Raw genomic sequence first — 20,798 nt, 5'->3', positions numbered from 1 at the left:
GATGTCCTCAGATCAGGTACTGGCTGAGGCCGCGGTGGACGTATTCGCCGTCACCCTTGGTTCCCAGGTACTGGTTGTCGTCGACGATGACCTTGCCGCGCGAGAGCACGGTATCGACGTGTCCGTCGATCTCGAAACCCTCATAGGCGGAGTAGTCCATGTTCATGTGATGGGTCTTGCCCACGCCGATGGAGGTGTGGCCATTCGGGTCGTAGATCACGAGGTCGCCGTCTGCTCCTGGCTGGATCACGCCCTTCTTGCCGTACATGCCGAACATGCGCGCAGGAGTGGTCGAGGTGACCTCCACCCATCGTTCGAGTGAGATCTTCTTGTCGACGACGCCCTGGTAGAGCAGGTCCATCCGGTGCTCCACGCCACCGATTCCGTTGGGAATCTTCGCGAAGTTGCCGACCCCCATGTCCTTCTGCCCTTTCATGCAGAACGGGCAGTGGTCCGTGGAGACCATCTGGATGTCGTTCGTGCGGAGGCTCTGCCACATGTGGTGCTGGTGGCCTTCCGCTTTCGACCGCAGCGGCGTGGAACACACCCATTTGGCGCCCTCGAAGTCACCCCACTCCTCGCTCGTCGCACCGAGCTGGTCCTCGAGCGAAAGGTAGAGGTACTGCGGGCAGGTCTCCCCGAACACGTTCTGCCCGGTGTCGCGGGCGATCGTGATCTGTTCAACCGCCTGCTTCGCGCTCACGTGAACGACGTACAGCGGAGCTCCGGTGAGGTTCGCGAGCATGATCGCCCGGTGGGTCGCCTCAGCCTCGGCCTGCCACGGGCGGGTGATCCCGTGGTAATACGGCGTCGTGTTCCCGGCCGCGAGGGATTGCTGCACGAGCAGGTCGATGACGCTGCCGTTCTCGGCGTGCATCATGATCATCGAGCCGTTGTCGCTTGCCCGCTGCATCGCCTTGACGATCTGCCCGTCGTCAGACAGGAAGACGCCCTTGTAGGCCATGAACAGTTTGAAGCTCGAGACACCCTCCCTCACGAGCTCATCCATCGCCGTCAGTGACGAGTCCTGCACGTCGCTGAGGATCTGGTGGAAGCCGTAGTCGATGGCGCAATTGCCCCTGGCTTTGTCGTGCCACAGGGCGAACTGGTCGAGCACCTGCTCACCGGCGTACTGCACGACGAAATCGACGATGCTCGTCGTGCCGCCGTGGGCGGCCGCCCGCGTGCCGGTTTCGAAAGTGTCGCTGGCCTCCGTGCCGCCGAACGGCATCTGCATATGGGTGTGCGCGTCGATACCGCCGGGGATGACGTATTTCCCGGATGCGTCCAGCACGGTGTCGACGTTGCTTTCGACGTCGAAGCCGAGCAGCTGCGAGCCGGGGGCGAGTACCGCAGCGATCGTCTCGCCATCGACGAGGACGTCGGCCTGAGCCGTGCCGGTCGAGTTCACGACGGTGCCGTTCTTGATGAGCGTTTTCATGATTGCTCCTCTCGGTCCGGCTACGGCTTCGGAATGGACGTGTAGGACTCGGGACGGCGGTCGCGGTAGAACTGCCAGTCGTCGCGGACCTGCTTGATCATGTCGAGATCCAGGTCGCGGATGACGACCTCCTCGTGCTCGGAACTGCCACGCTCACCGACGAAGTTGCCCTGTGGGTTGACGAACTGGCTCGTTCCGTAGAACGTGACGGCGAGCGCCCCGTATTCGTTGTCCTCGGTTCCGACGCGGTTCGGGGCGGCGACGAAGTACCCGTTCGCAGCGGCGGCCGTTGCCTGTTCAAGGTCCCAGAGCCGGTTGGACAGGCCGGGTTTGGTCGCGTTGGGGTTGAACACGATCTGTGCGCCGTTGAGGCCGAGTTCACGCCAGCCCTCAGGGAAGTGCCGGTCGTAACAGATGTAGACGCCGACCGGGCCGACGGCCGTGTCGAACACCGGGTAGCCGAGGTTGCCAGGTCGGAAGTAGAACTTCTCGTAAAACTTCTCGAGGTGCGGAATGTGGTGTTTACGGTACTTACCGAGGATCGTCCCGTCTGCGTCGACGACGACGGCGGTGTTGTAGTAGACGCCTGGCATGTCCTCCTCGTAAATCGGGAGGATCATCACCATGCCCAGTTCCTTGGCGAGGGCGGCGAAGCGCTGCACGATGGGGCCATCCGCCGGTTCGGCGTAGTCGTAATACTTCTTGTCTTCGGTGATCCCGAAGTACGGGCCATAGAACAGCTCCTGGAAGCAGATGATCTGCGCTCCTTGCGAAGCGGCATCCCTGGCGAACTGTTCGTGTTTCGCGAGCATCGATTCTTTGTCGCCGGTCCAGGTGGTCTGGGTGATTGCGGCGCGGACTACCGTCATATCTAGCCTCCGTATCGTCATTGAGCGGTGGGCGCTTCTGGCCGTCCATCCGGGTTCGGGTTAGGGATACCGGAGCTCAGGCCGAGAGCTGTTTTCGTGTTCCGCTCATTTGTTATTATTCGAGCTGAACATTTCTCCATTGTTTCCCTCTGTGACGCGTTCGTAAATACCCAATCTCGGTTTCGCAGGAAGGCCGACCATGATTCCGGCGTACGGCGAGCTCATCGACGACCGGTCACCCCGTGGAATCGCGGAGGCGATCTCGCGGCTGATCACATCCGGCGTCCTCGCACCGGGCGACCGGCTCCCCACCGTCCGCCAGCTCGGCGCGGAACTGGGCGTCAGCCCGGCGACGGTGAGCCAGGCCTGGCAGGCGATGGCAAGCGTCGGACTGATCGTGTCCCGCGGCAGGAGTGGAAGCTTCGTGCGGGCCAGCGCCGTCCCGTGGCTCACCCCGCGCATGCAGACGATGGCCGGGCACATCGGGGAGTCCAGGCTCGACCTCTCCCGGGGCGCGCCAGACCCGCTGCTACTCCCCGACCTCACGGCAGCGCTCAGCCGGGTCTCCCAGTCCGCGGACACCTTCAGCTACCAGGAGCTGCCGGTCATTCCGCCGCTCCTCGAGCACCTCCGAGCGGCGTGGCCGTACGAGGTGGAGTCGATCACCGTCGTCGACGGTGCGCTCGACGCGCTGTCACGATCGCTCGAACAGGTGATTCGGTTCGGTGACCGGGTGATTGTCGAGGACCCGTCGTTCCCGCCGTTCTTCGACCTGCTCGACCAGCTCGGCGCCGTCCGAATACCCGTGCCGCTCGACCCCGACGGGCTCGACCCTGCCGCTCTCCGCCGGGCGCTGGCCCTCGGGCCGACCGCCCTGATCCTGCAGCCGCGCGCGCAGAACCCCACCGGGATCTCGATGACAGTGGAGCGGGCCGAAGAACTCGCTCGGATCCTGCGGTCCAGCCGACAGGCATCCGATCTGATCGTGATCGAAGACGACCACTCCGCCGGGATCAGTGCGTCGACCGAGATCAGCCTGGGCCGCTGGCTACCTGAGCGCGTCCTGCACATCCGCAGCTACTCGAAATCACACGGGCCCGACCTCCGCATCGCAGCGCTCGGCGGACCGGAACGGGTGCTCAACCAGATCGTCGCACGGCGGATGCTCGGTCCGGGCTGGACGAGCAGGATGGTCCAGACGATCCTGTACGAACTGTTGACCAGTTCGGATGCCGTCAGCACAGTGGCGGCGGCCCGTAGCATCTACCACTCCCGGCAGCGGCAGTTTGCCGAGGCCCGGCGCGCAACCGGCTTCGCCGCACCGCAGACCGATGGGCTCAACACCTGGATCGAGGTCACGGACGAACGCCACGCTCTTGTGCAACTGGCGGCGTCAGGCATCCGGGTGACCGGGGGCTCCCCCTATCTCTCCACACCGGAAGACCGCCAGTTCGTCCGGGTCACGGTCGGGATGCTGCGCGACGATTTCGACGGGGTCAGCGGCGCCCTCGCGGCGGTGGCTTCCCGCCGCTGAGCCCGGCGCAATATGCTCGGGGTGTGCAGCAGGCCAACGAAGACCTCTTGAGCGGTGATCTCCTCCAGCGCGTCGACGGACGGGTCGGACGGATCACGCTGAACCGCCCCGACGCGATCAACGCACTCACCCCAGCGATGCTCCACTCCCTGTCGGCTGCGCTGACCGACTGGGCCGAGAACGACCGGATCGAAGCCGTGGTGCTCGACGGCGCCGGCGCGCGGGGCCTGTGCGCTGGAGGCGACATTCGCCTGATCGCGTCGATGTCCGCCCCGGAGGCCGCACGCTTCTGGCGCGAGGAATACGCCGTCGACCTGCAGACCAGCAGGTTTCCGAAACCGTACGTCGCGATCATGGACGGCATCACGATGGGCGGCGGGGTGGGGATCTCCGCCCACGGGTCCGTGCGCATCGTCACCGAACGATCCCGCGTCGCGATGCCCGAGGTGCGGATCGGCCTCGCCCCCGACGTCGGCGGCAGCCTGCTGCTCGCGCGCGCACCCGGCGAACTGGGCACCCACCTCGGCCTCACCGCCGGAACGATGACCGGGCCGGATGCGATCCTCTGCGGATTCGCCGACCACTACGTGAACTCGGCAAAGCTCGAGTCCCTCAGGGCGGCCCTTGGCTCGAGCGCGGAAAAACCGGAAGCGGTGGTGCAGGGGTTCGCCGAAAGACCACCGGCGGCACCGCTTGAAGAACACCGTGAGTGGATCGACGCGTGCTACTCCTCCGACTCAGTTCCCGACATCCTCGACCGGCTCGCATCCTCGGGGAGCGACCGAGCGGCATCCGCACGCTCCGACATCCTCGCGATGAGCCCCACGTCTGTGGTGGTGACGCTTGCTGCGATCCGCCGTGCCGACCTGCTCGGCTCGCTTGACCTCGTGCTCGAGCAGGACCTGCGGGTGTCCACAGCGCTCTTCGCGCGACCCGACCTTGCGGAGGGCATCCGCGCACAGGTTGTTGACAAAGACCGGTCGCCGCGTTGGACGCCGGCCACGATCGACGAGGTGCGGCTGCACACCGTCCGGTCGATCCTGGGCACCGACCGACTCTCGATTGACCACAACATCAGCATCTGACAGACTTACTGTCCGACCGGTCGGTTATTATTCTTCTGGTCGTGACGTTCACCGACGATGGAGTCTGGAGATTCGATGGCTGAGCCGTCCCTGGTCGGTGCGGCACCCATGCCGACCAGTCGTTTCGGCGGGCTGCCCGGCTGCGTGGAGCGCGACTGATGGCCCGGACACTCGAGGTGACCTTCTCGGCGGAATGGGTTGAGGTCCTGCTCAACCGCCCGGCCGCCCGGAACGCCATCAACCAGGCCATGGTCGACGAACTGCACGCCCTCTGCGACGACCTCGAGCAAGAGCCACGGATTCTCCTGCTCGCCGGCGCCGGCGGTGTCTTCGCCTCCGGGGCAGATATCGCCGAGCTGCGGGAACGCCGGGCCGCGGACGCACTGGCCGGAATCAATACCCACCTGTTCGCACGGATCGCCGCCCTGCCGATGCCCGTCATCGCCGCCGTCGACGGCTATGCGCTGGGTGGCGGCGCCGAACTCGCCTACGCCGCCGATTTCCGGATCGCATCGCCGACGCTTCGGATCGGGAACCCTGAACCTTCCCTCGGCATCATCGCCGCAGCCGGCGCCGGCTGGCGGCTTCGGGAACTCGTCGGCGAACCGCTCGCCAAGGAGATCCTCCTCGCCGGGCGCATCCTGACGGCCGACCAGGCGCTCGCCGCGAGACTCGTCACCGAAATCCACCCGGCGGACCAGCTGCTCGACGCCGCTCGCGCGCTTGCGGGACGGATCCTGCGCGGGGACCCCGCCGCTCTCCGAGCAACGAAACGCGTGCTCGCGGCCGGCGCCAGCGAGCATCCGCAAATCGATCTGGAAGAGCAGGCTGTGCTGTTCGAGTCGCCCGAGAAGACAGCGAGGATGACCGCGTTCCTTGAGAGGAGGCATCCGTGAGCCTCCCGCCGCCGCGAGTGGCCCGCTTTGACGGGTGTGCGCGGCTCGACACCCCGCAAACCCGGCAACTCGCGACCTACCTCCAGGAGCAAGCATGACCACGATTCTGCCCAGCTACGTCTCCGGGGGCTGGTGGACTCCGGACGAAACAGCGGATGCCGCTCCGGTGACGGACGCATCGACCGGCGAGGTCCTCGCCCTGGTCAGCGCCCGCGGGCTGGACCTCGCCGCAGCGCTGGAGTACGCGCGAACGACCGGGCAGGCATCCCTCGGCATCCTGACCTTCCACCAGCGCGCGGTCCTGCTCAAGCAGATGGCGCAAGTTCTGACCGAACGTAAGGCAGAGCTGTACGAGATCTCGAGCCGCACGGGTGCAACGAAGGCGGACTCGTGGGTGGACATCGACGGCGGCATTGGCGTGCTCTTCACTTATTCGTCGAAGGGACGGCGGGAACTGCCGAACACGGTCGTCTACCCCGACGGGCCGGTCGAGTCACTCTCAAAGGACGGCTCGTTCCTGGGCAGGCACATCTACACCCGGCTGCCCGGCGTTGCCGTGCAGATCAACGCGTTCAACTTTCCGGTCTGGGGTTTCCTCGAGAAGTTCGCGCCCGCGTTCCTCGCCGGGATGCCGACCCTCGTGAAGCCGGCGACACCGACCGGATACCTCACCGAAGCTGTCGTTCGCATCCTGATCGAATCCGGGCTCGTGCCGGACGGAGCGCTCTCCCTTGTCTCTGGCAGCATCCCGAACCTGCTCGATTCGCTCCGACTCGGTGACCTCGTCGCGTTCACCGGGTCAGCGTCGACGGCCCAGAGCCTCCGCTCACACAAGAACGTCCGGATCGGCGGGGTGCGGTTCACGACCGAGACCGACTCGATCAACGCGTCGATCCTCGGAACGGATGCGATGCCGGACACCCCCGAATTCGACGCATACGTCACACAGCTGGTTGCCGAGATGACGAGCAAGAGCGGACAGAAGTGCACGAGCATCCGTCGTGCCCTGGTGCCGCGTGAGCTGGTGGAGCCGCTCATCGCCGCCGTCCGCACCAGGATCGACGACCGCGTGGTGCTCGGCGACCCGCGCGCAGAGGGTGTGACGATGGGACCGCTGGTCTCCCTCGCCCAGCGCGACGACGTCCTCCGCCAGGTCGGCAAACTCGTCGACGCCGGTGGCCGCATCGTCGTCGGGTCGACGGATGCCCCGAGCGCCCGGCTCACCGACGGCAGCACGCGTGTCGCCGAAGAAGGCGCCTTCGTCGAACCGCTGCTCCTCCAGTTCGACGACGGCAACGCGGATGCCGTCCACACCGTCGAGGCGTTCGGCCCGGTTTCCAGCGTGATCGCGTATGACAGCATCCCCGACGCCGTGCGCCTCGTCGCGCTTGGCGGGGGGTCGCTCGTGACGAGCCTCGTGACCCACGACCCGGCCGTCGCGACCGAGATTCTGACGGGAATCGCCGCGATGAACGGCCGGGTGCTGCTTCTCGACCGGGACGACGCACGCTCATCGACCGGCCACGGCTCCCCTGTCCCGCACCTCGTGCACGGTGGGCCCGGGCGCGCCGGCGGCGGGGAAGAGCTCGGCGGCATCCGTGCCGTGCTGCACCACATGCAGCGGACCGCGATCCAGGGATCCCCCGACATGCTCACGGCGATCACCGGGATCTGGCACCAGGGAGCGGCGGCGAACCCCGACGGCACGCACCCGTTCCGCAAGAGCCTCGCCGAACTCCGGCTCGGCGACCAGGTGCTCTCCGCCGAACGCACGATCACGCTCGAGGACATCAGCCACTTCGCCGAGTTCACCGGCGACACGTTCTACGCGCACACCGACGAGGAGGCAGCGGCGGCGAACCCGTTCTTCCCCGGCCGGGTGGCACACGGATACCTTCTGGTGTCGTGGGCGGCCGGGCTGTTCGTCGATCCGGAACCGGGTCCGGTGCTCGCGAACTACGGCCTCGAGAACCTACGCTTCGTCACGCCCGTGTCGCCGGGCGACAGCATCCGCGTCGCCCTGACAGCGAAGCAGATCACGCCACGCGAGACGGATGAGTACGGCGAAGTTCGGTGGGATGCGGTGATCTCGAACCAGAAGGGCGAGCTGGTCGCGAGCTACGACGTGCTCACCCTGGTGGCGAAGGAGCAGCGGCTGCCCCTCTCCCCCACCTGAACTCCAAATTCAGGAACGCCCCGAAGGCGGCAGATCCGCCCCGACACGCCGTACGGGAGGGCCCGAACACGGCGTGTCGCACCGGTTCTCCTGAATGTGGAGTGGACGGTCGGCATCCGCAGCTTCATGGACGGCGCACCGCAGAGCCACTAGCTTTGGGCCATGAGCCGCCAGGAGACCGACCGCTACCTCGCCAGTAGCAGCCAGGCGCTGAAGGGTGCACTGGCCGAACTATGCGACATCATCCGCGCGCTCGACCCGCGCATCGACGAAAGCATCAAGTGGAACGCGCCGAGCTTCTCGATCTCCGATCACTTCGCGACCACGGGTTTCTCGCCCGCGGGCGCCATCCGGCTCGTGCTCCACACCGGCGCGACGAAGTTGGCAGCTCCCCTCGTGCTCGACATCGAGGATGCCGGACTGCCGCTCGACTGGAAAGGCACGGACCGCGCCGTGCTCACGTTCACGTCGGAAGAGGATGTGCACGACAAGGCCGATGCTCTCAGAGCAGTGCTGCGGCAGTGGATCGCGCAGACGCAGGATTGACCGTCATGCCCGGCGTTCGAGCGGGTCTTTCTGCGGAGCGCGGGCGCAATTGCACCCGCGGGGGCCAAAAACGCCCGCGTGTCCCTGACGAACAGTGTGACCGTGCGAAAGCTCAGCCGGCGCGGTCGGCCGTGGGCGTCCGGAGCCCGTCGAGGGCCACAGCGAGGATGTCGTCGGCCAGCTTCTCGGTGTTCTCCGGCCCACCCGGCCGGTACCACTCGACGAGTGAGTTGATCATGCCGAAGAGCAGGCGGGTGACGATCCGTGGGTCGATGTCGCTCCGCACCGAGCCCTCATCCCGAGCCTCGACGACGAGCGCAGTGACCGAGCGGTCGAATGCGCGGCGGCGGGCGAGGGCATCCCGTTCCACATCGGTGTTGCCGTGGACCCGGAGCAGCAACGTGACATAGGAGATGTTGTTCACCAGCACGATCACGGCACCGCGCAGTACGAAAGCCAGACGGTCGGCCGCCCTCCCCTGCAGCGCTTCAGGAGCGGTGAGCACTCCCTCGAGAGCGGTCAACGCCTCGTCCAGGGCGAGCCGCAGCAGGTCGCCCTTCGAGGGGAAGTGGTGGTAGATCGCCGACTTGCTCAGACCGAGCCGTGCGGCGAGAACACCCATCGACGTCGCATCGTAACCGTGCTCGATGAACGCGGCCACGGCGATGTCGAGCACCTGGCGCTGGTCGTAGCCCGGACGACCCCGCCTGGGTTCGTCGCCCGACGGCGGGGCGGGGACGGCGGCTGGGATGGATGACATGTCGGTCAAGTCTGGCACGGGCGGCGGGTCGGGTTTCAGCGGTCGGGGACGGCGCGATTGGTGGTGAGGCTCCTGCCGCGGAACTCCGCGACGACGTGCTCCCCGTCGGAGACCTGCACGTCGTAGATTCCGCTCCGGCCGCTGCGACTGCGCGTGAGCGCGGTGGCGGTGAGGGTCTGCCCGAGCGTCGTCGCACGGAGGAAGGTGATGTCGGCGCCCGCCGCGAGCGTGACCCGTTCGTCTTCGTTGCAGGCGATAGCGAAGGCCGTGTCGGCGAGCGCGAAGACCATGCCGCCGTGAGTGACATCGAAGCCGTTCAGCATGTCTTCGCGGATGACCATCGATACGACCGCATGCCCGGGATCATCGCGCTGCACAACCATTCCGAGGGCGGCGGATGCCCGATCGCGCGCCATCATGGGCCGCGCCCCTGGGTCGGGGGAACCTGTCATCGCTGGAACCTCGGCAATCTCATCGTTGAGCGCTGGCTGCTGAGCGGTGCGCCGCGAACGGCATTGCCGCTGCAATGTCGATCAGTATATACTAAGTGAACGATCGTTCAGTAATCCGGCGTACGAGGGAGTTCCGAGATGAATTCAGCGGAATTGACGCTGCCCGCGACGGACGACGCCCAGGAACGGTACTTCCAGGAACTGATCGATCGTGACTCCCGGATCGAACCGCGGGACTGGATGCCTGCCGAGTACCGCACGTCGCTGATCCGGCAGATCTCGCAGCACGGCCACTCCGAAATCATCGGAATGCAGCCGGAAGCCAACTGGATCACCCGGGCGCCGAGCCTCAAGCGCAAGGCGATCCTGATGGCCAAAGTGCAGGACGAAGCAGGGCACGGACTGTACCTGTACTCAGCCGCCCAGACGCTCGGCATCAGCAGGGACGAGATGGCCGAGCAGCTCATCGCCGGCAAAGCCCGCTACTCCTCCATCTTCAATTACCCCGCCCTGACCTGGGCCGACATGGGCGCCATCGGCTGGCTCGTCGACGGCGCCGCGATCTGCAACCAGGTGCCCCTGTGCCGGGCCTCGTACGGACCATACGCCCGCGCCATGGTCCGGATCTGCAAGGAAGAGTCGTTCCACCAGCGCCAGGGGTTCGAGATCTTGCTCGAACTGAGCCAGGGCACGGCGGCGCAGAAGGAGATGGCGCAGGACGCGGTGAACCGCTGGTACTGGCCGAGCCTCATGATGTTCGGGCCGCCGGACGACGAGTCCCCCAACTCGGCACAGTCAATGGCGTGGAAGATCAAACGTTTCTCGAACGACGACCTGCGCCAGCGATTCGTCGACATGGTCGTGCCGCAGGCCGAGGTCCTCGGCCTCACCCTCCCCGACCCCGAGCTGGCCTGGAATGAAGACCGCGGACACTACGACATGGGCGAGATCGACTGGGCCGAGTTCCACGAAGTCCTCGCCGGTCGCGGGCCGTGCAACGCCCAGCGGATGCAGCGCCGCCGCGACGCCCACGAGGACGGACGCTGGGTTCGCGAAGCCGCCGCTGCGTATGCAGAGAAGCAGGCCGCGGCATCCCTGAAGGCGGCATCATGACCACACCGGGCGAACGGGACTCCGCAGACACCTGGCCACTCTGGGAAGTGTTCGTCCGGCCGAGTCGGGGCCTGTCCCACGTGCACGTCGGTTCACTGCACGCCCCGGACGAGACGATGGCCGTCCGCAACGCCCGCGACCTCTACACCCGCCGCAACGAGGGCGTCTCGGTCTGGGTCGTCCGCGCCGCCGACATCACGACGAGCGATCCGGATGCCAAGGGCGCATTCTTCGAGTCCCCATCGGGCAAGAACTACCGGCACGCTTCGTACTACACGAAGTCAGAGGGCGTGAAACACCTGTGAACGACGGAGCACCCGCACACCCGGACGGCCACGGACACGTGGACGTGGCGAAGGTGACGCTCAGCGAAGAGATCGTCGACCGGGCATCCGTCGCCTCCACCGACGTCGCGGAGTACGCGACGTGGCTCGGCGACGACGCGTTGATCCTCGCCCAGCAGCTCGGCTGGTGGATCTCGCGGGCGCCCGAGCTCGAGGAGGACATCGCGCTTGGCAACATCGCGTTGGACCTGATCGGGCACGCGCGGTCCTTTCTGCACTACGCCGGAACCGCCACCGGTCGAAGCGAGGACGACCTGGCCTACTTCCGTGACGAGCACGAGTTCCGCTCGGTGCACCTCGTCGAACAGCCCAACGGCGACTTCGCCCACACCATCGTCCGGCAACTCCTGATGAGCCTGTACCTGTTCGAGTTGTACCGGGAACTGGCCGGATCGGCAGACGCGACACTCGCCGCCGTCGCCGGCAAAGCGGAGAAGGAGGTCGACTACCACCGCGACCACGCCTCGCAGTGGATCCTGCGGCTCGCTCTCGGCACGGAGGAGTCGCGGGAACGCCTGCTCGTCGCCCTCTCGGACCTGTGGCCGTACGTGGAAGAGCTGTTCCGCGATGAACCGTTGCACGACGTCCTGGCCGGGATCGCGGTGCGGCCCTCCGGGCTGCGGGAGGCATTCGACCGGGTTCTCACCGACCTGTTCGCCGAAGCAGAACTCGCTCGTCCGCGCACGCCGACCACCTCAGGCGGGGGCAGGCGCGGCCAACACTCCGAGTACCTCGGTTATCTCCTCACCGAGATGCAGGTCCTCGCGCGCCGGCATCCCGGGGCAACCTGGTGACCGGCATGGCCACGTCAACCCGTTCGAGCGCGGTCACGGCCGACCCGAAGGCCGGGGCGTGGGCTATCGCCGCGAGCGTGGTCGACCCTGAAATCCCCGTCCTCACGATCGAAGACCTCGGCGTGCTCCGTGACGTGAGCGTGAGCGGGCGGGCGGTTTCGGTGGTGCTCACACCGACCTACTCCGGTTGCCCCGCCATCGAAGCAATACGTGACGACGTCGTCACGGCGCTGACCCAGGATGGCTGGGGCCCGGTGAGCGTGACGTTCACGCTCTCGCCCGCCTGGACTACCGACTGGATGTCAGAGGCAGGCAAGGCGAAGTTGCACGCGTACGGCATCGCAGCACCGACCGGCTCTGCACCTCTCCGGAGCGCCGGCCCGGTGCGGCTCCGACTCTCGGTGAAGTGCCCACGATGCGCGTCGCTTCGAACCCGTGAGCTGGCCCGGTTCGGCTCGACCTCGTGCAAGGCACTCTACGAGTGCCTTGACTGCCTGGAACCCTTCGACTACTTCAAGGTCCTCTGACCGTGGCCGCGCGAAACCTCGGTGCGACGAAGCATCGTGCCCGGTTCCACACCCTCACCGTCTCGGAGATCCGCCCGCTGACCGCCGACAGCGTCGAAGTGAGCTTCGAGGTTCCGCCGGAGCTTCACGGCTCGTACGACTATCTGCCCGGCCAGCACGTGGCGCTCCGGGCGAACGTCGGCGGGCATGAACTGCGCCGCAGCTATTCGATCTGCCGGCCGCCGACGGTCGGCAGCATCAGCGTCGCCATCAAACGCGACCTCGGCGGGGTCTTCTCCAGCTGGGCGAACGATTCGCTGCGGATCGGCGACCGTATCGACGTGATGAGTCCGCAGGGCACCTTCACCGTGCCGCTGGACGAGCTCGCCGGCAAGCATTTCGTCGGCATCGCCGCCGGGTCGGGAATCACCCCGCTGATGTCGCTCGCACACATGGTCCTCGACGCCGAGGCGACATCCCGCTTCACGCTCGTCTACACGAACCGGACGGTGCTCGATGTGATGTTCCTGGAGGAACTCGCCGACCTCAAGGACCGGTATCCGGCCCGGCTGGCGCTGCACCACGTGCTGTCCCGGGAGCAGCGTTCCTCGCCGCTTCTTTCCGGGCGCATCGACGAGGAGAAGCTCGGCATCCTGCTCGATGCCGTCATCCGGCCGGAGTTCGTCGACGAATGGTTCCTCTGCGGACCGTTCGAACTGGTCGAACTCTGCCGGGTCGCCATCGAGCGTGCCGGGGTCGACCCGGCCGCCGTGCATTTCGAACTGTTCACGACCGGAGACCCCGTCGTCGCGCAGGGCGACAGCGGCCGCCCCGTCGTCACGAACCCCGGGGATGCCACGTTCAGCATCGAGTTCACCCTCGACGGCCAGACGGCGACGGTGGCCACGCCGGTTCACGCGAATGAAAGCATCCTGAACGCCGCCCTGCGGGTGCGCCCGGATGTGCCCTTCGCCTGCGCCGGTGGTGTGTGCGGAACCTGCCGCGCCAGGCTCGTCGCCGGGAATGTGACGATGACCGAGAACTACGCCCTCGAACCCGACGAACTCGAGAAGGGCTACATCCTCACCTGCCAGTCCCACCCGAGAACCGAACGAGTCGTCGTCGACTACGACGTCTGAAAACGCCGCCAGCCGAAACCGGAGAAACCTCGAATGATCGACCTCGCTCTCGACGCCGATGTCGCCTACGTCACCCTGTCGGCACCGGCAAAACTCAACGCGCTCGACGCCGACGCACTCCGCGACCTGGGCGCGGCATACGCGCGGGCCGAGAACGTGGGTGTCCGGGCACTCGTGCTTCGCGGAGAAGGCCGGGCGTTCTGTGCCGGACGGGACATCTCCGGGGTGGACCCGCGGACGGACGACGTCGCCGGGTTTCTCGACGGTCTGGTCACCCCATTGCTGCAACGGATGAGCGCCTTCCCCGCCCCGACCTTCGCCGCGGCGCACGGCGCGTGCCTGGGAGTGGGCCTCGGCCTGCTGATCGCCACCGATGTCGTCTACGTCGCCGATACGGCGAAGATCGGTTCGCCGTTCGCGGCGCTCGGCGCCACCCTCGACTCGGGCGGGCATGCCCTGTTCACCGAGCGAATGGGAGCGCACAAAACCCTCGATCTCATCTACACGGGCCGGCTCATGTCGGGAACAGAGGCAGTACAGTCCGGCCTGTTCAGCCGCGTTCTCCCTGCGGACGACGTCCTGGAAGCCACCACGGCGGCGGCCGTCACCGCGTCGACCGGCGCAACGCGGGCGTTCCTCGCCAGCAAAGCCCTCGTCGCCGAACTGCGCGACGAACGCCTCGGACTGTGGGAGTCGATGGCGAACGAGAACGCCGCCCAGGCCGCCCTCTGCGACACCCCGGACTACCGGGAGGGCTTCGCCGCGTTCCAGGAGAAGCGGACGCCGAGCTTCACTGGCCGCTGAACCCGCGAGTTGCTGACTCTGCAGGGGTGGGCGGCCGGACACCCCCTCACAACCAGCATCTCGCGGGGCTCTGGCTACTCCCAGTCCCGCGGCGTAGAATCCGCGCACAGCTAGGTTCGACGAAGGATGTTGATCGTGTCGCGAAAATCGCTCAAGTGGCTTCCCGCCCTCGTTGTTCCTGCAGTGATTGCGGTTGGTGTCGTCTCCGTCCCTCTTCAGGCGGGAGCAGCCGTCGACCTGCCAGACAAGTCCGCGAACGAAGTACTGCAACTCGTCGCGAACAGCACGGAGGATTCCTTCTCCGGAACGGTATCGAAGACGGCAAACCTGGGCCTCCCGGCAGGGCTCAGCACCGCACTGTCCGGCACGTCCGGCTCCGTGCCGAGGGGCACGGAATCGATGAAGGGCGGTGCGACAGCCGGAGACGCCCTCGCATCCGGCCTCGAATTCCTGAGCGGCACGCATGAAGCCAGGGTCTTCGTCTCCGGGCCGAGAAACCTGCGCGTGCAGGTGAAGGATCAGCTCGCCGAGCGCAAAGCCGTGAGCAACGGAACGGATGCCTGGTTCTACGATTCGGAAACGAACGTCGCCACCCATGTCGCCATTCCCGCTGAGGCGACGTCCGAGGTGAGCGAAGAACTTCAGGATGCAACGGAACTCGCGACACCCGCCCAGGTTGCCGACCGCATCCTCGACAAACTCGGCGACAGCACCGACTTCGCCGTCGGCACCGACGCGAGAGTCGCCGGGCGCACCGTGTACGAACTCGTGCTCACTCCCAAGGCCACCGGAACACTCGCCGAGTCGGTGTCGATCGCTGTCGACTCCGAAACCGGGCTGCCGCTCCAGGTATCGGTCGCCGCCGCCGGGCAGGCCGACCCAGCGATCGAGGTCGGTTTCACCTCCATCGACTTCAGCGAACCCGCCGCCGACCTCTTCACCTTCACGCCGGGCGACGGGGTCACTGTCGAGGAGCTGCCGCTCCCGACCGAACGACCATTGGATGCAGCTCACCCTGACCTGGGGATCGGGGAACCGGTCGTTACCGGCGCCGGGTGGGACGCCATCGTGGAGGTTCCGGCGGCATCCGCTCTGGGCGAGCTTTCCGCCAACCCGCTCTTCGAACAGGTGACGACGGATGTCGACGGCGGTCGCGCATTCTCCACCGCGCTGGTCACCGTGTACTTCGCCGACGACGGCCGCGTACTCGCGGGCTCGGTTCCGCTGGACCGGCTGCAGGCCGCGGCGAACTGATCCCACGTGACAAGCCGCCGCACGAGAACCGCCCTGTGACGCCGGATGCCGCCGACGGCGACCTCGCGATCGAGAGCCGGGCGCTGACGAAGGTATTCGGCTCCCAGCGAGCCGTCGACGGGATCGACCTCGCCGTGCCGCGCGGATCCGTGTTCGGGTTCCTCGGACCGAACGGCACAGGCAAGACGACGAGCATCCGGATGATGCTGGGCCTTGTGCGGGCGACGAGCGGCGACGTCCGCGTGCTCGGCGAACCGATGCCTGACCGGCTCCGCGACGTCCTTCCCCGGGTGGGCGCGCTCGTCGAGGGACCGGCGTTCTACCCGTTCTTGTCTGGCGAGGCGAACCTGCGGCGATTCGACAGCGCCGACCGCCACGCCTCGCCGGCGACGCGACGCGCCCGGGTGGCATCCGCCCTCGAGCGGGTGGGGCTCAGCGCGGCCGCCTCCAAGAAGGCGGGTGCGTACTCCCTCGGCATGAAGCAGCGCCTGGGCATCGCCAACGCGCTCCTCCAGCCGCGCGAGCTGCTCGTGCTCGACGAACCGACGAACGGGCTCGACCCCCAGGGAACTCGCGAAGTGCGCCACCTCGTGCGGTCGTTCGCCGCCGAAGGGACGACGGTGTTCGTCTCAAGCCACCTGCTGGCCGAGGTCGAGCAGATCTGCACGCACGCCGCCATCATGAGTGCGGGCGCGCTTGTCGCGCAGGGGTCGCTCGCCGAGCTGCGGGGTGCCGGGCAGAGTTCCGTTCGAGTTTCCACTCCTGACCCCGGCGCTGCGGCTGCCGTCCTGGTCCGTTTCGGCCTGACACCGGCGCTGTCCGAGCCGGCCTCTGCCTCCGCCGAGGTGTCAGCGCTTCTTCCTGATCGCGCGGCGACAGACACCGGCGGGCGGATCGATATCGACGACATCCTGCCCGCGCTCGTTCGCGCAGGCGTGCGGGTGCGCGGTTTCGTCGTCGAGGAGCCCAGCCTCGAGGATCGGTTCGTCGCGCTGACCGGGGAGGGATTCGATGTCGTCCGCTGAGACCGCAACCCGGCGCCCGTCCGCAGGGCTCGCCCTGCTCGGATCCGAGCTCTCCGTGCTGTTCCGCCGCAGGCGCACCTGGGCGATGCTCGCCGCCGTCGCCCTCATCCCGATCCTGCTGGCCGTCGCCCTGCGCCTGTCGTCTGGGACGGTCGAACCCGGTGAGGGTCCGCCGTTCCTGGACCGGGTCACCCAGAACGGACTCTTCGTCGGGTTCACCGCCATGGTCGTGGCGATCCCGCTGTTCCTGCCGCTCACCATCGGCGTCGTCGCCGGAGACACGATCGCCGGTGAAGCTTCGCTGGGGACCCTCCGTTACCTCCTCGTCTCGCCGGCCGGTCGCATCCGTCTGCTCCTCGTCAAGTACGCCGGGGCGGCGGCGTTCTGCTTCGTTGCCACGCTGACCCTCATCGTCGCCGGCGCCGTCATCGGGGCGTCCCTCTTCCCGATCGGACCCGTCACCCTGCTGTCCGGGGATGTGATCAGCGTGCCGGAGTCCGCAGGGCGGTCCGTTCTCGTCGCCTGCTACGTCAGCGTGTCCCTGCTCGGCCTCTGCGCGATCGGCCTGTTCATCTCCACGCTCACCTCCGTCCCCGTCGGCGCGATGGCCGCGACCGTCGTCGTGTCGGTGATCTCGCAAATCCTCGGCGTGCTGCCGCAACTGTCGTGGCTGCATCCGTGGCTCTTCACCCACTACTGGCTGGGATTCGCCGGGCTGCTGAGCCAGCCGCTCGACGCGAGCACGTTCGCCGACAACGCCCTGCTGCAGGGCGGATACATCCTCGTCTTCGGTGCGCTTGCCTACGGCCGCTTCGCGTCGAAAGACATCCTGTCCTGACTCCGACCGCGAGTTGCCCACGTCGACGGGTGCCGCGGCGCTGACACCCGTCATGGTGAGCCACTCGCGACGTTGAGCTCAGGAGCGTATCGTTGACGCAGACCACCGGTTGGCTTTGACCGGTTGAGCCGGCCCGGATTTGGGCGGCAGGTCGTACCGCACACCGTGCTGCACCCTGCCCACACTTACCCAGATCCGAGGTCTCATGGCATCCGCCCGATCCTTCTCCGTTCCCACCCGTCCGCTCGCCGCCCTTGGGCTCGCCGCGGCGCTCGTAGCCCTGACCGGGTGCGCCGAGGGCGCGGCCCCGGCAGCGGAGCCGTCCGCGTCCGCTACACCGACGGCATCCGCGTACCCGCTCACCCTCAAAAACTGCGGCACCGAAGTCACCATCGAAAAGGCGCCCGAGAAAGTCCTGACCATCAAGTCGACGTCAACCGAGATGCTGCTCGCGCTCGGGCTCGAGGACCGGTTGATCGGCCGCGCCTTCCCCGACGGGCCCATCCCTGCCGAGCTGGGCGGAGAGGATGTGCCCATGATCAGCGACAAGGTTCCGGGCCAGGAGGCCGTGCTCGACCTCGAACCCGACTTCATCTTCGCGGGCTGGGAGTCGAGCTTCTCGGCCGACGGCGCCGGCGACCGCGCGACCCTCGAAAGCCTCGGCGTGGACACGTACGTGTCACCGGCAGCCTGCAAGGAGGTCGGCAAGCCCGACAAGCTCGAGTTCGACGACGTCTTCGACCAGATCGCCGAAGTCGGCGCCATCTTCGACGTGCCGGCGGCCGCCGACGAGATCATCGCCACACAGAAGACCGCACTCAAGGACCTCACCCCCGTGTCGGATGTGAGCGCACTCTGGTACTCAAGCGGCTCGGACACTCCGTACGTCGGGGCGGGCAGCGGCGCACCGCAGATGATCATGGATGCCGTCGGCGTCACGAACATCGCCGCCGGAGTCGACGACTCGTGGACGCCGTTCAACTGGGAATCCGTCGTCGACGCCAACCCCGACGTGATCATCCTCGTCGTCTCCGACTGGGGCAGCGCCGAGAAGAAGATCGGGGTGCTGCAGTCCAACCCGGCAACCGCGAAACTGGATGCTGTCGTGAACGAACGCTTCATCACTGTGCCGTTCGCCACCACCGAGGCCGGCGTGCGCAACGTCGATGCCGCCACCGACATCGCCGAGCAGCTGGAGGCGCTGGGGTTGTGACAGCGACGACGGCGCCCTCTGCCACAACCGGGCAGGCCCCGCCTCCCCGGCGGGGCATCCGGCACGTGCCGACGGGTGTCTGGGTCGTCATATTGTCCGCAGTCCTGCTGCTGTCGATCGTCTTCGCCGTGACGCTCGGCCCGGCCGATATCCGGCCTACAGAGGTGTGGGGATCGATCCTCGGTCACCTCGGCCTCGATCCGACCGCACTCGGCGGGGACGTCCTCTCCCCGCTTCGCGACGGCATCGTCTGGGAACTGCGGATGCCACGGGTCCTCACCGCCGCGGCGGTCGGCGCAGGTCTCGCGCTCTCCGGCACGGTGATGCAGGCGATCACCCGCAACCCTCTCGCCGACCCGTACCTTCTGGGGTTGTCGGCGGGGGCATCCCTCGGCGCCGTCGCCGTGATCCTCCTCGGCGTCGGCCTGCTGTTGCCGATCGCCGCCTTCGCGGGCGCCCTCACCGCGTTGCTCGCCACGCTTCTCCTGGCCGGCGCCGCCGGGACGCTGACCCCCACCCGAACGGTTCTCGCCGGTCTCGCTGTGTCAGCGTTCTTCGGGGCGCTCACCAGCCTCGTGATTTTCTGGTCGGCGACCGGTGACACCTACCGCGAGATCCTCAGCTGGCTGCTCGGATCGCTGAGCGGAGCCGGCTGGCCGGCGGTGGCGATCAGTGTCGGCGCTCTGCTCGTCGTCGGGATGCCGCTGATGCTGACCGGGCGCACCCTTGACGCGTTCGCCTTCGGCGACAATGCGGCATCCGCCCTCGGAATCGGAGTGAACTCGGCCCGCTGGTTGCTGCTCACGGCGACGGCCCTGCTCACCGGGGCGATGGTGGCGGTGTCGGGCTCGATCGGTTTTGTCGGGCTGATCCTGCCGCACGCTGTCCGCCTCGTCGCCGGACAGCGGAACCGGGTCGTCCTCCCCCTGTCCGCCCTCGCCGGAGCGATCTTCCTGATCTGGATCGACACCGGCGCACGGACCCTGTTCGACCCTCGGGAACTGCCCGTCGGCATCCTCACCGCCGTCGTCGGTGCACCGGTGTTCGCCTTGCTTCTGCTGCGGGCAAGGAGGATCCGATGACGAGAACGGCGCATGGGCTGGGCGATGCGGTGTCGATTACACCGGCCGCGCTCGCGGCCAGCCGCCTGAGTTTCGCACGCGACGGCCGGCTCGTTATCGACGGTGTCGACGTCGATCTGCCGGTGGGCTCGTTCGGCGCCGCGATCGGGCCCAACGGGGCCGGCAAGTCGACGCTGCTCCAGCTTCTCGTCGGCACTCTGCCCGTCGACTCCGGGGCTGTGCTCTTCGACGGCGCCGACCTGCTCGCGCTCCGTCGCCGGGATCGCGCCCGCATGGTGGCGCTCAGCGAGCAGCACGGTGACGGCGACACCGGCCTGCGGGTGAACGACGTCGTGATGCTTGGGCGCACGCCGCACATCGGCCGCTGGGCGAGCGAAGGTCCCTCTGACCGGCAGGTGGTCGCTGACGCCCTCTCCGCTGTCGGAATGTCCGCCTTCGCTGACCGCCCCTTCGACACCCTCTCCGGCGGCGAACGCCAGCGAGTGCAGCTGGCCAGGGCCCTCGCCCAGCAGCCGCGGCTGCTTCTGCTCGACGAACCGACCAACCACCTCGATGTGCGTGCGCAACTGAGCCTGCTGTCGCTTGTCCGAGCGCAGACCGCTGCGGGTATCACCGCCGTCGCGGCCCTCCACGACCTGAACATCGCCGCGGCGTACGCCGACGCGGTGATCGTTCTGAGCGACGGGAAGGTCGTCGCCGCCGGGCCGGCGGCATCCGTCCTCACCGGAGAACTGATCGGCGACGTTTACGGCGTCCGCGCCGACGTGCTCCGCCACCCGCGCACCGGCCGGCCGCTCATCGCGTTCGACACGACCTGACGCGGGTCTGCGCACAACTCCGCCAAAAAGAGCGTCCTGCCACGACCACACGCACGACGACGGGGCCGGGAAAACCACGGGCACCCGAGCAGGCGGAGTTACGAACGCG

The 20,798-nt window shown here is 67.4% G+C and carries 21 protein-coding genes; 17 read left to right on the top strand and 4 right to left on the bottom strand.

All coding sequences use genetic code 11. The features are described 5' to 3' along the window. Positions 1-7: 7 nt before the first annotated feature. The gene (gene hydA, locus BM197_RS08200; protein WP_090710487.1) at positions 8-1,444 is read right to left on the bottom strand and encodes a dihydropyrimidinase; all 1,437 of its coding nucleotides are present in this window, start codon (positions 1,442-1,444) and stop codon (positions 8-10) included. Positions 1,445-1,461: 17 nt separating this feature from the next. After that, positions 1,462-2,310, bottom strand: coding sequence for a nitrilase-related carbon-nitrogen hydrolase (locus BM197_RS08195; RefSeq protein ID WP_090710486.1), 849 nt, complete (start codon positions 2,308-2,310; stop codon positions 1,462-1,464). A gap of 199 nt (positions 2,311-2,509) precedes the next feature. Here BM197_RS08195 and BM197_RS08190 point away from each other — a divergent pair, with 199 nt between their 5' ends. The 5 genes from BM197_RS08190 to BM197_RS08170 all read left to right on the top strand — a co-directional run bounded on the left by BM197_RS08190 (position 2,510) and on the right by BM197_RS08170 (position 8,547). Then, positions 2,510-3,844: an aminotransferase-like domain-containing protein gene (locus BM197_RS08190; RefSeq protein WP_090710484.1), complete on the top strand. Its 1,335-nt coding sequence runs from the start codon at positions 2,510-2,512 to the stop codon at positions 3,842-3,844. A gap of 23 nt (positions 3,845-3,867) precedes the next feature. Continuing rightward, positions 3,868-4,929 (top strand): enoyl-CoA hydratase/isomerase family protein, encoded by a 1,062-nt coding sequence (locus tag BM197_RS08185; RefSeq protein ID WP_090710483.1) that lies wholly within the window; start codon positions 3,868-3,870, stop codon positions 4,927-4,929. 158 nt (positions 4,930-5,087) lie between these two features. Continuing rightward, positions 5,088-5,825, top strand: coding sequence for an enoyl-CoA hydratase/isomerase family protein (locus tag BM197_RS08180; RefSeq protein ID WP_090710481.1), 738 nt, complete (start codon positions 5,088-5,090; stop codon positions 5,823-5,825). Between the two features lie 94 nt (positions 5,826-5,919). After that, a complete protein-coding gene (paaZ, locus tag BM197_RS08175; protein WP_090710479.1) occupies positions 5,920-8,001 on the top strand; it encodes a phenylacetic acid degradation bifunctional protein PaaZ in 2,082 nt (693 codons plus the stop codon). Between the two features lie 162 nt (positions 8,002-8,163). Continuing rightward, complete coding sequence (locus BM197_RS08170; RefSeq protein WP_090710477.1) at positions 8,164-8,547, top strand: DUF1801 domain-containing protein; 384 nt, start codon at positions 8,164-8,166, stop codon at positions 8,545-8,547. Between the two features lie 112 nt (positions 8,548-8,659). On the opposite strand, the gene BM197_RS08165 is transcribed toward BM197_RS08170, so the two are convergent. Beyond that, a complete protein-coding gene (locus BM197_RS08165; RefSeq protein ID WP_090710476.1) occupies positions 8,660-9,307 on the bottom strand; it encodes a TetR/AcrR family transcriptional regulator in 648 nt (215 codons plus the stop codon). Positions 9,308-9,342: 35 nt separating this feature from the next. Further along, entirely contained in the window at positions 9,343-9,759 is a 417-nt protein-coding gene (gene paaI, locus BM197_RS08160) for a hydroxyphenylacetyl-CoA thioesterase PaaI (RefSeq protein WP_090710475.1), read from the bottom strand. Between the two features lie 138 nt (positions 9,760-9,897). Between paaI and paaA the strand changes: the two genes are divergently transcribed. From paaA to BM197_RS08100, 12 genes are all read left to right on the top strand, one after another. Next, a complete protein-coding gene (gene paaA, locus BM197_RS08155; RefSeq protein ID WP_090710474.1) occupies positions 9,898-10,872 on the top strand; it encodes a 1,2-phenylacetyl-CoA epoxidase subunit PaaA in 975 nt (324 codons plus the stop codon). Then, the gene (gene paaB / locus BM197_RS08150) at positions 10,869-11,177 is read left to right on the top strand and encodes a 1,2-phenylacetyl-CoA epoxidase subunit PaaB (protein ID WP_090710472.1); all 309 of its coding nucleotides are present in this window, start codon (positions 10,869-10,871) and stop codon (positions 11,175-11,177) included. The genes paaA and paaB overlap by 4 nt, the downstream gene beginning before the upstream one ends. 38 nt (positions 11,178-11,215) lie before the next feature. Beyond that, positions 11,216-12,010 carry a 1,2-phenylacetyl-CoA epoxidase subunit PaaC gene (gene paaC / locus BM197_RS08145; RefSeq protein ID WP_425435704.1) on the top strand — a complete coding sequence of 265 codons (795 nt, stop codon included), beginning with the start codon at positions 11,216-11,218 and terminating at the stop codon, positions 12,008-12,010. Positions 12,011-12,015: 5 nt separating this feature from the next. Beyond that, complete coding sequence (gene paaD / locus BM197_RS08140; RefSeq protein ID WP_177216778.1) at positions 12,016-12,537, top strand: 1,2-phenylacetyl-CoA epoxidase subunit PaaD; 522 nt, start codon at positions 12,016-12,018, stop codon at positions 12,535-12,537. 2 nt (positions 12,538-12,539) lie between these two features. Further along, positions 12,540-13,655 carry a 1,2-phenylacetyl-CoA epoxidase subunit PaaE gene (gene paaE / locus BM197_RS08135; RefSeq protein ID WP_090710464.1) on the top strand — a complete coding sequence of 372 codons (1,116 nt, stop codon included), beginning with the start codon at positions 12,540-12,542 and terminating at the stop codon, positions 13,653-13,655. Positions 13,656-13,688: 33 nt separating this feature from the next. Beyond that, a complete protein-coding gene (locus BM197_RS08130; protein WP_090710463.1) occupies positions 13,689-14,459 on the top strand; it encodes an enoyl-CoA hydratase/isomerase family protein in 771 nt (256 codons plus the stop codon). A gap of 135 nt (positions 14,460-14,594) precedes the next feature. After that, positions 14,595-15,713 (top strand): LolA family protein, encoded by a 1,119-nt coding sequence (locus BM197_RS08125; RefSeq protein ID WP_177216777.1) that lies wholly within the window; start codon positions 14,595-14,597, stop codon positions 15,711-15,713. Between the two features lie 35 nt (positions 15,714-15,748). Next, positions 15,749-16,738: an ABC transporter ATP-binding protein gene (locus BM197_RS08120; protein ID WP_090710459.1), complete on the top strand. Its 990-nt coding sequence runs from the start codon at positions 15,749-15,751 to the stop codon at positions 16,736-16,738. Continuing rightward, positions 16,725-17,576: an ABC transporter permease gene (locus BM197_RS08115; protein WP_090710457.1), complete on the top strand. Its 852-nt coding sequence runs from the start codon at positions 16,725-16,727 to the stop codon at positions 17,574-17,576. Before BM197_RS08120 ends, BM197_RS08115 begins: the two co-directional genes overlap by 14 nt. Positions 17,577-17,781: 205 nt before the next feature. Beyond that, positions 17,782-18,789: a putative F420-0 ABC transporter substrate-binding protein gene (locus BM197_RS08110; RefSeq protein WP_090710456.1), complete on the top strand. Its 1,008-nt coding sequence runs from the start codon at positions 17,782-17,784 to the stop codon at positions 18,787-18,789. Beyond that, positions 18,786-19,871, top strand: coding sequence for a putative F420-0 ABC transporter permease subunit (locus tag BM197_RS08105; RefSeq protein ID WP_177216776.1), 1,086 nt, complete (start codon positions 18,786-18,788; stop codon positions 19,869-19,871). The genes BM197_RS08110 and BM197_RS08105 overlap by 4 nt, the downstream gene beginning before the upstream one ends. Next, positions 19,868-20,689 carry an ABC transporter ATP-binding protein gene (locus BM197_RS08100; RefSeq protein WP_090710454.1) on the top strand — a complete coding sequence of 274 codons (822 nt, stop codon included), beginning with the start codon at positions 19,868-19,870 and terminating at the stop codon, positions 20,687-20,689. The genes BM197_RS08105 and BM197_RS08100 overlap by 4 nt, the downstream gene beginning before the upstream one ends. Positions 20,690-20,798: the final 109 nt, after the last annotated feature.

This window comes from Mycetocola miduiensis (genome assembly GCF_900115155.1).
In the GTDB taxonomy this organism is placed as follows: Bacteria; Actinomycetota; Actinomycetes; order Actinomycetales; family Microbacteriaceae; genus Mycetocola_A; species Mycetocola_A miduiensis.
This window is presented reverse-complemented; position numbering and strand designations above follow the sequence as displayed.